At 70.6% G+C, this 13,363-nt stretch carries 8 protein-coding genes and 1 pseudogene; 8 read left to right on the top strand and 1 reads right to left on the bottom strand.

The window, feature by feature from the left end; translation table 11 throughout:
* The first annotated feature begins 84 nt into the window (after positions 1-84).
* Complete coding sequence (gene fahA, locus AB0G32_RS04340; RefSeq protein ID WP_361157867.1) at positions 85-1,296, top strand: fumarylacetoacetase; 1,212 nt, start codon at positions 85-87, stop codon at positions 1,294-1,296.
* Between the two features lie 263 nt (positions 1,297-1,559).
* Positions 1,560-2,498, top strand: a complete 939-nt coding sequence (locus AB0G32_RS04345; RefSeq protein ID WP_361157870.1) for a M56 family metallopeptidase — start codon at positions 1,560-1,562, stop codon at positions 2,496-2,498.
* 85 nt (positions 2,499-2,583) lie between these two features.
* Here AB0G32_RS04345 and recQ read toward each other — a convergent pair whose 3' ends face one another.
* Positions 2,584-4,596, bottom strand: coding sequence for a DNA helicase RecQ (gene recQ, locus AB0G32_RS04350; protein ID WP_361157872.1), 2,013 nt, complete (start codon positions 4,594-4,596; stop codon positions 2,584-2,586).
* 373 nt (positions 4,597-4,969) lie between these two features.
* Between recQ and AB0G32_RS04355 the strand changes: the two are divergent.
* From AB0G32_RS04355 to AB0G32_RS04380, 6 genes and pseudogenes are all read left to right on the top strand, one after another.
* A pseudogene (locus AB0G32_RS04355) lies at positions 4,970-8,100 on the top strand (Tn3 family transposase).
* A gap of 88 nt (positions 8,101-8,188) precedes the next feature.
* Complete coding sequence (locus AB0G32_RS04360; protein WP_361157875.1) at positions 8,189-8,767, top strand: helix-turn-helix domain-containing protein; 579 nt, start codon at positions 8,189-8,191, stop codon at positions 8,765-8,767.
* Positions 8,768-8,878: 111 nt separating this feature from the next.
* Positions 8,879-10,159: a hypothetical protein gene (locus AB0G32_RS04365; protein WP_361157878.1), complete on the top strand. Its 1,281-nt coding sequence runs from the start codon at positions 8,879-8,881 to the stop codon at positions 10,157-10,159.
* A 38-nt stretch (positions 10,160-10,197) separates the two neighbouring features.
* On the top strand, positions 10,198-11,079 hold the full coding sequence (locus AB0G32_RS04370) for an alpha/beta hydrolase (protein ID WP_361157880.1): 882 nt from the start codon (positions 10,198-10,200) through the stop codon (positions 11,077-11,079).
* 149 nt (positions 11,080-11,228) lie between these two features.
* Positions 11,229-12,458, top strand: coding sequence for an MFS transporter (locus tag AB0G32_RS04375; RefSeq protein WP_361157882.1), 1,230 nt, complete (start codon positions 11,229-11,231; stop codon positions 12,456-12,458).
* 191 nt (positions 12,459-12,649) lie between these two features.
* Positions 12,650-13,315, top strand: coding sequence for a recombinase family protein (locus AB0G32_RS04380; protein ID WP_361157885.1), 666 nt, complete (start codon positions 12,650-12,652; stop codon positions 13,313-13,315).
* The last annotated feature ends 48 nt before the right edge of the window (positions 13,316-13,363 follow it).

Raw genomic sequence — 13,363 nt, forward strand, 5'->3', positions numbered from 1 at the left:
CCCGCCCGGCCACGCTCTGCCCGGACGCGGCCCGGCGGCCGTAACGTGTGGCCCGGCCACGAGCACGAAAGCGAGGCGACACCCATGCCCCTCTTCGACGTCCCCGAAGGCGACCCCTTCGGCCCGCACAACCTCCCGTACGGCGTGTTCTCGATCCCGGGCAGGCAGGACCGGACGGTGGGCGTCCGGCTGGGCGACCACGTCCTCGACGCCGGCGCGGCGGCCCGCGCGCTCGGATCGCCGTACGCCTCCCTCCTCGCCCGCCCCACCCTCAACCCGCTGCTGGCGGCCGGCCGCACCGCCTGGTCCGACGTACGGCGCGCGCTGACCGCCTGGGTGACGGTCCCCGCCCACCGCGAGACCCTCGCCCCGCTGTTCCGTCCGCTCTCCTCGGTCACCCTGCACCTGCCCTTCGAGGTGGCCGACTACGTCGACTTCTACGCCTCCGAGAACCACGCCCGGAACGTCGGCCGGATCTTCCGCCCCGACGCCGCGGACTCCCTGACCCCGAACTGGAAACACCTGCCGATCGGCTATCACGGCCGCTCCGGCACCGTGGTGGTCTCGGGCACGGACGTCGTACGCCCCTCGGGCCAGCGCAAGTCCCCCACCGACCCGGAACCCGTCTTCGGCCCGTCGGTACGCCTGGACATCGAGGCCGAGGTCGGCTTCGTGGTCGGCACACCGAGCGAGCCCGGCCACCCGGTCCCGCTGCCCGACTGGCGCGAGCACGTGTTCGGACTGTGCCTTCTGAACGACTGGTCGGCGCGGGACATCCAGGCCTGGGAGTACGTCCCCCTCGGCCCGTTCCTCGGCAAGTCCTTCGCCACGTCGGTCTCGGCGTGGATCACCCCTCTCGACGCCCTGGAGGACGCGCGGTGCGCCCCGCCGCGGCGGACCCACCGGCTGCTGCCCTACCTGGACGACACCGACGACGAACCGAGCGGCTACGACCTGCGGATCTCCATCGCCGTCAACGGCCACGTCGTCTCGGAGCCGCCCTTCTCCACCATGTACTGGACGGCCGCCCAGCAGTTGGCCCACCTGACCGTCAACGGCGCCTCGCTGCGCACCGGCGACCTGTACGGCTCGGGCACCGTCAGCGGCCCCTCCGAACGAGAACGCGGCTCCCTGCTGGAACTGACCTGGAACGGCCGCGACCCGCTGGAACTCCCCGACGGCAAGCGGACGTTCCTGGACGACGGCGACCAGGTCACCCTGTCGGCATGGGCTCCCGGCCCGGCCAGCACCCGGGTCGGCCTGGGCGAGGTGACGGGGCGGGTGGTCGCGGGCTGAGCGGTGGTGCGCGCAGGCGGCCGGGGCAGAGGCCGGTGAGATGCCGAGCACTTGACGGTCCTCGGACCTGACTCGCGCCGCCCCGCAGCGTCATACTGGCGGCGGGTGGTGCGCGAGGGCCTCCACGCTCTCCGTACTTCCCCGCGCCCGCCGTACTTCCCGCACTCACCGCACCCCCTGCACTTCCCACGCCCCCGCACCCCGCGCCCCCTGCACGATCCAGAGCCGAGCCGCCTTCCCGACCAGGATCCGGAGCCCGTGGCATGACCGTCAGCCTGCTTCTGCTGAGCGTCGTCGCCCTGACCGCCGCCGTGCCGGCGCCCCGCGCGCTGACCCGGGCCAGGTGGCCGGAACGGGACCCGGTGGTCGCGCTGTGGGTGTGGCAGTGCCTGGTCGCCACGGTTCTGCTGTGCTGTCTGACCGCCCTGGCGCTCGGTGCCGCCGCCGTCTTCGGCACGGTCCGCGCCCAGCTCTTCGCCCCGGCGCCGCCCGCGGTGACCGCGGCGTACAACCTCTCCGCCGGCCCGCCCTGGACGGCCGCCCTCACCGTGCTGCTGGCCTGCGGGGCCGCCTGGACGACGGCCATGCTCGCCCGCGAGCTGGTCGAGGCACGCCGGCGCCGCCGCAGGGCCCGCTCGCATCTGCGTGAACGCGCCCCCGACCTGCCCGCCGGTCTCCCGGCCGCGCGCGGCCCGCTGCTCGTGCTGGAGGACGAGTACCCGGACGCCTGGTGGATGCCCGGCAGCCCACCCCAGCTGATCGTCACCACCGGCGCCCTCCAGCGCCTCACCGACCACCAGATCGACGCGGTCCTCACCCACGAGCGCGGCCACGCCCGCGCCCGCCACGACTGGCTGCTGTACCTCTCCACCGCACTGGCCACCGGCTTCCCCCGTATCCCGCTCTTCGCCCACTTCTGCGACCAGACCCACCGCCTGGTGGAACTCGCCGCCGACGACACCGCCTCCCGGCGCTGCGGCCACCTGACCACGGCCCTCGCCCTGATCGAGCTGAACCAGCACCGGGGCGTCCTGTCCTGCGCCTCCAGCCACCGCCTCCTCGGCGAACGCGTCGACCGGCTCCTGGAGCCCCAGCCCCGGCTGGGCCGCCGCCACCGCGCCATGACCACGGCGACGGCCGCTCTGGTCCCGCTCCTCCCCCTGCTGATCACCTTCGCCCCGGGCCTCACGGCACTGTCCTGAGCCGTCAGGCGGCACAGCCCGCCTGTCTCGCGGTCCGCCCGGAGCGTGCGCGCGGGGGACGCTTACGCGGCGTCCGGCGTACCCGTCATATCCAGTCGTCGGGCTCCGGCTCGGGCTCGTGCTCGGGCCAGTCGTCCGGGACCGGGTCCGACCCGGCGCCGGAACCGGCGGCCGGCGACGACGGCGACGGCGACGGCGACGGGGCCTGTCCAGCCGGTCCGCCCAGCCCCGCGAGCACCTCCAGCACCCCCTCCCCGTACGTCGTCAGCTTCTTCTCGCCGATGCCGCTGAGGGAGCCGAGCTGTCCGATCGACGTGGGCCACACGGTGGCGATCTCCCGCAGCGTGGCGTCGTGGAAGATGACGTAGGCCGGGACGCCCTGCTCCCTGGCCTGCTCGGCGCGCCAGGCCCGCAGCGCCTCGAAGGCGGGCAGCAGCGCCTGGGGCAGCTCCGCCGCCGCGGCCTTGGCCTTGCGCTCACCGCGTCCCCCGCCGGACGCCTTCGCGACCGTCGGCTTCTTCGGCTCCTTGCGCAGCGGAACCTCGCGCTCCCGCCGCAGCACGGCCGCGCTGTCGTCGGTCAGCACCAGCGTGCCGTACTCCCCCTCGACCGCCAGCAGTCCCTGGGCGAGCAGTTGCCGGACGACGCCCCGCCACTCGCCCTCGGACAGCTCCTCACCGATGCCGAACACCGAGAGCTGGTCGTGGTCGAACTGGATGACCTTGGCGGTCCGCTTGCCCAGCAGGATGTCGATGATCTGCCCGGCGCCGAACTTCTGCCCGCGCTCCCGCTTCAGCCGCACCACCGTCGACAGCGCCTTCTGCGCCGCGACCGTGGCGTCCCAGGTCTCCGCCGGGGTGAGGCAGGTGTCGCAGTTGCCGCAGCCGGCCGCCTCCGGGTCCTGTCCGAAGTAGGCGAGGAGCTGGCTGCGCCGGCACTGGACGGTCTCGCACAGGGCGAGCATGGCGTCCAGGTGGGACTGGGCCCGGCGACGGAACGCCTCGTCGCCCTCGCCGGACTGGATCAGCTTGCGCTGCTGCACCACGTCGTTGAGCCCGTAGGCCATCCAGGCCGTCGACGGCAGTCCGTCCCGGCCGGCCCGGCCCGTCTCCTGGTAGTAGCCCTCGACCGACTTGGGCAGGTCGAGGTGGGCGACGAACCGCACATCCGGCTTGTCGATGCCCATGCCGAAGGCGATGGTCGCCACCACCACCAGGCCGTCCTCCCGCAGGAACCGCGACTGGTGGGCCGCGCGGGTGCCCGCGTCCAGGCCCGCGTGGTAGGGCACCGCCTCGACGCCGTTGCGGGAGAGGAACTCCGCCGTCTTCTCCACCGAGTTCCGGGACAGGCAGTAGACGATGCCCGCGTCCCCCGGGTGCTCCTCGCGCAGGAAGGCCAGCAGCTGCTTCTTGGGGTCGCTCTTCGGCACGATCCGGTACTGGATGTTGGGCCGGTCGAAGCTGGCCACGAAGTGCCGGGCGGCCGGCATGTTCAGCCGCTCGGTGATCTCCCGGTGGGTGGCGTGGGTGGCCGTCGCCGTGAGCGCGACCCGGGGTACGTCCGGCCAGCGCTCGCCCAGCAGGGACAGCGCGAGGTAGTCCGGCCGGAAGTCGTGCCCCCACTGGGAGACGCAGTGCGCCTCGTCGATCGCGAAGACCGCGATCCGGCCCCGGGCGAGCAGGTCGAGGGTGCTCTCCAGCCGCAGCCGCTCGGGCGCCAGGTAGAGCAGGTCCAGCTCGCCGGCGAGGAACTCGGCCTCCACCGTGCGCCGCTCGTCGAAGTCCTGCGTCGAGTTCATGAACCCGGCGCGCACCCCGAGCGCCCGCAGCGCGTCCACCTGGTCCTGCATCAGCGCGATCAGCGGGGAGACCACTATGCCGGTGCCGGGGCGGACCAGGGACGGAATCTGGTAGCACAGCGACTTGCCGCCGCCGGTCGGCATCAGCACGACGGCGTCGCCGCCCGCGACCACATGCTCGATGACCGCTTCCTGCTCGCCGCGGAAGGCCTCGTACCCGAAGACCCGGCGCAGCGCGGCCAGCGCCTCACTGTCCGCCACGGTCCCCGACATCTCGTCGATCACGCTCGTCCCGCCCATCGTCCTGTCCCCCGTACGTCCTGCCCCGTCTGTCCGGCCCGTCCTGCCCCGACCACTGCCTCCACGATAGGGGTCCGCACCGACAGCCACGGAGTTATCCACAGGCCCCGGCCGGCACCGCCCGCTCACCGCGCCCCAACGCCGCCAAGAACACGACGGTCGTTCACACGTTCGCGGGAGACCTGCCCGTTTCCGGCCGATAGTCTGAATGCGCCCGCGAGACTCCGTCGCATGGGAGCACGGGTGTGAGTAGTTGCGGTACAGAAACTGCCGCTGAGATTGATCATGGTCAGCTAGCACATCTACCGGGGGTGCCGCCGGGGTTCTCGGAAAGATCGCCGGATGGTTGTCGGTGCTGGCTACGGTCCGGATCGTGCCGGTGGAGTTTCTGACTGATGAGCAGGCCGAGGCGTATGGGACGTTCACGGAGGTGCCCACGCGCCCGGAGCTGGAGCGGTTCTTCTTCCTCGATGACGACGACCGTGATCTGATCGCGCTCCGTCGTACGGACGCGCACCGGCTGGGGATGGCGGTGCAGATCTGCACGGTCCGCTACGTCGGCCGGTTTCTGGGTGAGGACCCGCTCGCGGTGCCGTGGGAGGCCGTGGAGTACCTGGCCGGGCAGCTCGGCATCGCGGACGCCTCGTGCGTGAAGCGGTACCCGGAGCGGCGCAGGACACCGTACGAGCGCGCGGCGGACATCCAGGAGCGGTTCAAGTACCGGGACTTCACCGACCGGAAGTGGGGGCGGGAGTTCTGCGGCTTCCTGTACGGGCGGGCGTGGACGCACGCGGAGGGGCCAGTGGCGTTGTTCAACCACGCGGTGACGTGGCTGCGCAAGAACCGGGTGCTGCTGCCCGGGGTGAACGTGCTGGCACGGCAGGTGTCGGAGGCCCCTTCGGCAGCCGAGCGGCGCCTGTACGAGGCGGTGGCCCGCGCCGCGCACCGGGCCGATCCCGCGCTCGCGCCTGCGCTGGCGGAGCTGCTGGCGGTGCCGGAGGGCAAGCGGGTCTCGGAGCTGGAGCGGCTGCGCACGCCGCCGGTGAAGACGACGGGCACCGCGATGTGCGCGCGATGGAGCGAGTAGAGGAGATCTCCGCGTTTGCGCTCGGGCGGGTGAACCTGTCGCGGGTGCCGGTGAACCGGCTGTCCACGCTGGCCCGGTACGGGCAGTTGAGCAAGGCGCAGACGATCGAGCGGGCACCGGAGCCGCGACGCACCGCGCTGTTGACGGCGGTGGTGCGTCAGCTGGAGGCTCAGGCGGTCGATGACGCGCTGGATCTGTTCGCGGTGCTGATGGCGAACCGGCTGATCAGCCCGGCACGCAGAGCGTCGGAGCGGGAGCGGTTGGCGACGCTGCCGCAGCTGGAGAAGGCCGCGCGCATCCTGGCGAAGGCGTCGAAGATCCTCACCGAGGAGCTGGACCTGGTTGCCGAGAACGACGCAGACTTGGACGTTGCCGCGCTGTGGGCGGCTGTGGAGGAGGCCGTGCCGCGTGCGGTGGTGGCCGGCGCGGTGGCGACCGTCGAGGCCCTGGTGCCCGAGGACGACGGGTCGGCCGAGGCGGCGATGCGCGAGAAGCTGGCCCTGCGCTACAACACCGTGCGCCCCTTCCTGGCCCTGCTGGGCGAGTCGGACGCGCTGGGTGCCGCCCCGGCCGGGCGGCGCCTGTTGAAGGCGGTGCGCCGCCTGCCCGCGCTCTCGCGCCGGAGGGTCAAGGACCGGCCGTTGCTGCCCCGCGAGGTCGACGCCGAGCTGGTGCCCGCCATGTGGAAGCGGGCGGTGTTCTCCAACACCAAGCTGCTCCAGGGTGCGGTCGACCGGGACGCGTACGTGGTGTGCGTGCTGGAGCAACTGCACCGCGCGCTGAACCGGCGCGACGTGTTCGCCGCCCCGTCGAACCGGTGGGCCGACCCGCGCGCCCGGCTGCTGGACGGGGCCCGGTGGGAGGCAATGCGCGCGGACGTGCTGGCGGGCCTGTCCCTGACCGAGGACGCGGGCGAGCATCTGGCCCAGCTCACGCGAGGACTGGACGCGGCGTGGCGGCAGATGGCCGACCGCCTGGAGGAGGCCGGGGACGACGCGAAGGTGGAGGTCGTCGTTCCCGAGGGCGGCGGCCGGGCCCGGCTGTCGGTGGACAAGCTCGGCGCGGTGGGTGAGCCGGAGTCTCTGACCTGGCTGAAGACCACCACGGAGGCGATGCTCCCGAGGATCGACCTGCCGGACCTGCTGTTCGAGGTCCACTCCTGGACCGGCTTCCTCGATTCCTTCGGCCACGTCTCGGACCGGCGCACCCGTATGGAGGGCCTGCTCGTCTCCCTGGTCGCGCTGCTGGTGTCGCAGAGCTGCAACATCGGCTTGACCCCGGTCATCGACCCGGAGAGCAAGGCGCTGACCCGCTCGCGGCTGTCCCACGTCGACCAGAACTACGTGCGCGCCGACACCCTCGCCGCGGCGAACGCCGCGCTGATCGCCGCCCAGTCCCGCATCGAGCTGGCCCGGATGTGGGGCGGCGGGCTACTCGCCTCCGTAGACGGCCTGCGGTTCGTCGTCCCCGTCAAGAGCATCAACACCGGGCCCTCGCCAAAGTACTACGGCTACAAACGCGGCGTGACCTGGCTCAACGCCGTCAATGACCAGGTCGCGGGGATCGGCGCGATGGTCGTGCGCGGCACCCCGCGCGACAGCCTCTACACCCTGGACACCCTGCTGAACCTCGACGGCGGCGTGAAGCCGGAGATGGTGGCGACCGACAACGCCTCGTACAGCGACATGGCCTTCGGCCTGTACAAGATGCTCGGCTTCCGTTTCGCCCCGCGCTTCCGCGACCTGGCCGACCAGCGGTTCTGGCGGGCCGACCTGCCCGGCGGCGAGGAGCCGACCGCGGGGTACGGGCCGCTGGAGGCCGTGGCCTGCAACAAGGTCAACCTCAAGCGGATCGCCACGTACTGGCCGGACATGCTCCGCGTGGCAGGATCGCTCATCACCAACCAGGTCCGCGCTTACGACCTGTTGCGGATGTTCGGCCGCGAGGGCCACCCCACCCCACTCGGTGCCGCGTTCGCCGAATATGGGTGGATCGACAAGACCATGCACCTGCTTGCCATGGTCGCCCCGATGGACGACACCTACCGCCGCCTGATGAACCGACAGCTGACCGTGCAGGAGTCCCGCCACCGCCTCGCCCGCGCGATCTGCCACGGTGGCCGGGGCCAGATCCGCCAGGCGTACCGCGAGGGACAGGAGGACCAGCTCGCCGCCCTCGGCCTGGTCCTCAATGCCGTGGTGCTATGGAATACGCGCTACCTGGACGCGACTGTCGCCCGGCTCCGCGCGGAGGGCCACGACATCAAGGACGAGGACGTCGCCCGGCTCTCCCCGCTCAAGGACCGGCACATCAACTTCCTGGGCCGCTATTTTTTCAACATCAAATCCAGCGGCCCCGGGCAGCGCCTGCGCCCGCTGCGCGACCCGGACACCGCCGAGGACGCCGACGACGAGTAGCCGTGAGGCCGGCCTGCAGGCAGCGAATGGCCAGGCGGCCACAGCCTCGTTTCTTGAGCGAACGATCCAGATAGGTTACGGTGGGGTCATGGCAAGAACCCGGGAGTTCGACACCGAGGCGGCGGTGAGCCGCGCGATGGAGCTGTTCTGGACGCGCGGCTACGAGGCCACCTCAGTACGCGACCTGACCGGGCACCTGGGGATCGGGCAGGGGTCCTTGTATGCCGCGTTCGGCGACAAGGACGGCCTGTACCGGGCGGCGCTGGAGCACTACCGCACCACCCTCGCGGCGGCCGCCCTGCGCAGTCTGGAGGAGGGGGCGGACGCCCGGTCGGCGATCCGCACGATGCTGGCCGAGCGGGTCCGGATCGCCGTGGAGGACAACGGCCGGGGCTGCCTGGCGGTCAATGCCGCCTGCGAGCGCCTGCCGGAGGATGCAGCAACCCGGCGCACCGTGCGCGACATGCAGGACGCCAGTCGGGCCGCGCTCGCCGAAGTGCTGCGGGTCGCGGCGGAGCGGGGTGAGATCGCGAAGCGGCACGACCCGCACACCCTTGCCGCTTTCCTCGTCACCTTCCTCAACGGACTGCTGGTCTCCTCGAAGATCACGCCAGACGTCCGCGCCCTCGAACCCCTTGTGGAGGTCGCGCTGGCCGCCCTCGACTGACTTTTTCATGCCCGGAATCTGTATCAAACGATCCAGAAAAGTAGCCGGTGCCCGCTCGGACACGGGATCCGGCGACCCCACCCCGCTTCAATCGAAGACTTCGGAGGCCCCATGCCCCCCGCACCCGCCCCGAGTACGCCCGCTCTCGGCGGAAGCCGCTGGAACACCTTCCCCGCGGACGGCACCACCCTGACCGCCCGCGACTTCTTCACCGCAACCGAGCCGCTGCTACAGGGCATCATCGACGACAACGCCCTCACCAGCGCCGACAGCGAGGTGCTGGAGGACCAAATCCGCGCGACACTTGCCCTCGGCACCCGGGAGACCTCCCTCCCGCTGTCCCTCGGCCCGGACAGTGCCTCGGCAGCGCGCGAACTGGGCGCGCAGGCCGAGGCGATCGGCCAGGAGCTCGTCTCCTGGTCCACCGAGGCGCTGGAGAGGCTGCTCACCGGTCCGGTACCGCTGCCCGCCGGCCCGCTGGTCGTCCGCAGCCACTGCTACGGCCACCTGCTCACCCTTCCCGCAGCCGATCTGCTCCGCGGACGTCGCGGTGGACCGGTCACGATGCAGCTCTACAACGAGTGGCTCCACCAGATCGTCCTGCTGCGCGACGCCCTGCTGCCCTTCACCAACTGGCAGGACGTCCCGCTCCTGATCACCCCGACCGGACTACGGCACACCGAACCGGCCCGCGACGCGTTCCTCACCGAACTCCTGGTCCGGCAGATCCGGCACACCAGCATCGTGGCCTTCGCCCGCAAAGTCGTCACCGGCGCCTCCGGCCCGGCCGGCTACGGCTTCGACGCGGGCGGCGGCACCGCCCTGCCCGCCGTCCTCGGCCAGCCGCCCCTGACCGCACCCCGGCACCTGCTGACCTGGCGCCCCGACCCGGCCGTCGGTGAAGCCGCCACGTATGTCCCCGAGGTACAGGACTACTACGCCGCACCCCGCACCCTCGTCGAGGACCTGCCGCCCGCCACCACCACATCCGGCCCGCTCACTGCCCGTACCCTCACCGCGCCGGTCGCCGACGGGGCCTGCACCGCCCACATCGAGGTCACCCACGACGGCACCACCGCCCACGTCGACCTCGGCCAAGCCCTGCGCGGCCACCGCTTCACCCAGCGTGAGGACCCCGCCGCAGGCGACGCATCCGGCACCGCCGACGCCTGGTCCGCGCTGCGCGCGCCGGGACTGGTGTGGACGCAGAGCGGCGACGTCGTCCTGGACGCCACCGGTCAGGACGACCTCGTCGTACTGGCCCTGCTCGGCCGGCTCTACCCGGAGAACGTCATCCTGCGCCCCGCCGGCCGTCCCGCCGTTCTGACGCCCCCCGGCGGCAGCGGACCGAGCCATCTAGTGACCCTCGTCGACCCTCCGCAAGCCCACTGACACCCACATCGCGAAGTACACCAGGAAGTTGGAAAAACATGATGTTCGACCATGACGGAACGCCCGTCCGCACGGGCCGAGCCGCCGTCAACGGAACGAGTCTGCACTACCGCACGGCCGGGTCCGGCCCCGCGGTGGTGCTCCTGCACGGCGTGCCCAAGACCAGCTACCACTGGCGTCACCTCGTCCCGAAGCTGACGCCCCACTACACCGTCGTCGTCCCGGACCTTCGCGGTCTCGGCGACTCCGCCCGCCCGTCCGGCGGCTACGACTCCGCGACGATGAGCGACGACATCGCCGAGCTGATGACCCACCTCGGACACGAGACATACGCCGTGGCGGGCGAGGACTGGGGAGCGGTGATCGGCTACCAGCTCGCCGCCCGTCACCGCGACCACGTCACGGCTCTCGTGTTCGCCGAGGCACTGTTCCCCGGGTTCGGCTTCGAGGACCACACGGCCCTCACCCCCGAGAACGTCTCCAGCGGCATGCACCTGTGGCATCTGGGCTTCTACTTCCAGCCGGACGTACCCGAGATGCTGATCGCCGGTCACGAGCGCGAGCTCATCACCTACATGATCAAGTACGAGCGCAGCCGGCCCGACAGCGCCACCCCCGAGGCGGTCGACGAATACGTGCGCTGCTACTCCATGCCCGGCGGGATCCGCGCGATGCTCTCGGTCTACCGGGCGATGCTCGTGGACGCCGAACAGAACCGGCAGGCCGCGCAGAAGAAGCTGGACATCCCGGTCCTGGCGCTCGGTGGATCCGCGTTCATCGGCGACCGCAACGAGTCCCAGATGCGGCTCATGGCCCACGACGTCACCGGACACGTGTTCGACGCCGGCCACGACCTCGCAGAAGAAGTACCCGACGAGATGGCCGACGTCCTCCTGCCGTTCCTGGCCACGCACCAGTAACCGCACCCGGCCGCCGAGGTCGGCGATCTGAAGCGGCCCGGCACGGCGAGGGCCTCGTGCCTGAACGAACGATCTGGCTCCGCACAGCCACGAGGCCCCCTCGACCCCACCAGCGCCCGGCGGGCGCTCTCCAAGCACTCCTCAGCGAAATGAAATTGAGCACCATGCACAACCCTGGAAACCCGGGAAGACACCGTCCCGCGCTGATCACTGCCGTGCTCTCCTGTGCAACGTTCACGGCCGGAGTCGCCGAATACGTCCTGACGGGACAGCTCGACCTCGTCGCCCAAGGGCTCGGAGTCAGTGAGGCGACCACAGGCCAGCTCGTCACCGTCTTCGCTCTCGCGTATGGGCTGCTGACGCCCGTTCTTGTCGTGATGACGGCTCAAGTCGAACGGCGCCTCCTCATATCGGCAGCTCTGCTCGTCTTCGCGGCCACGAACATCGCGTCCTGGCAGAGCCCCACCCTCCTGACGATCGCGGCCCTCCGGGTCGTCATGGCAGCGAGTACCGGTCTCATCGTCGTCACAGCACTGGGCCTCGCGGTACGCCTCGCGCCTGCCGAGCGCCGCGCACGCGCGGTCTCGACCGTCGTGATGGGCATCACGGCCTCCCTGGTCCTTGCAGTGCCGACCGGACGCACCATCGCCGAACACTGGGACTGGACAACGATCTTTCCCCTCAACGCCGCACTGGCGATACTCGTGGCGGGAATAGTATGGATGGCCCTTCCCCGTACCGCCCCTCATGCCCCTGTGCCGCTTCGTCGTCAACTCAGCCTGCTCGCCAACGCGCGCACCATCCTCGGCCTGACGGTCACATTTCTCTGGCTCGGCGGCTACGCGGTACTGAACACATATCTCGCGCCATACCTGCTCAGCGTCGTCGAACTGGACGGTGAAGCAGTGAGCCTCACCCTGCTCCTCTTCGGCATCGCGAGTATTGCCGGCATACAACTCGGCGGATTCCTGACGGACCGCGTCGGACCTCATCGGACACTGACCACAACCAAGGCTCTCCACGTGCTCGTGCTTGTCACCCTCCCGGTAGTCGGGGCTGCAACGGGCAGCGCGGTAGCCGGGATTCTGCTTTGGGGCGCCGCCGCATGGGCGAGCACTTCCGCCCAGCAGATCCGTGTAGCCTCTCTCGCCCCCGAAGCGCACGACGTGCTACTGAGCCTCAACCAGTCGGTCATGCAAATCGCCATCGCTATCGGGGCGGGAGGAGGTGGTCTTGTCGCGGCGCACACTCTGACTCAGTTGCCTTTGATCGCGGCCGCAGGAGTCGCCGCCTCACTCGTCCTCCTGCTTCTCACGCGCCGCCGCGACCGAAGTGCGCACAACTCATCAGCGGCGCTTACCCGGTGTCCGCAGCCATGACGCGATGACCCGTGGTGTGGCATACATCGGGTCCTGCTGGGCTCCTGATCGCCGACGGCTTCAACAAACCTTCGTTTTCTGAAGATGGCTTTGCGAGACCGTCTGAACCCTGCAGGGCCTTCAAAAAACCCTTCAAAAACCTGGGTCATTCAGTAACCCCGAACCACCGTTTTCTGACATGATCCGGGGCCATGACCGCCCTCGAACCGACCGAACCTGGCCTCCTCGTCGCCGAACCACTCGTCCGCACCGAGATCAAGATCGGGTACGCGCGAGTCTCGACCAGCGGGCAGAAGCTGGAGCGGCAGCTCGACGCGCTTGCCGCCGCCGGGTGCCGGAAGATCTTCGCGGACAAGAAGTCCGGCAAAAACGCGCTCCGCCCCGAACTGAAGGCGTGCCACGCCTTCCTCGACCCTGGGGACACCCTCGTCGTCCCGAGTCTGGACCGCTACGGCCGCAGCCTTCAGGACCTCATCAACATGGTCGCCGAACTACGCGAGCGCGGGATCGGCTTCACCTCGCTGCACGAGAACCTGGACACCACCACCCCCGGCGGCCGGCTCGTCTTCCACGTCTTCGCCGCGCTCGCCGAGTTCATCCGCGAACTCATCGTCATCGGCACCAACGAGGGCCTGGCCGCCGCCCGCGAGCGTGGCCGGGTCGGCGGGCGCCCGAGCGTCGTCACCGAGGAAGTCATCCGCGCCGCTCGCGATCTACTGCCCGACCCTGGTCGCTCGATCACCTCCATCGCCAAGCTGCTGGGCGTCTCCCCGGGCACCCTCTACAACCACATCCCGGACCTGCGCGAGCTGCGCGCTGGCGCCGTGCCGCGTCAGCTCGAAGCGTCGACGAGGTAGGCCGACTCCAGCAAGATCAATCTCAACGGCACTTTCTGTACCGCAACT

The organism is Streptomyces sp. NPDC023723 (assembly GCF_040639815.1).
Taxonomy (GTDB): domain Bacteria; phylum Actinomycetota; class Actinomycetes; order Streptomycetales; family Streptomycetaceae; genus Streptomyces.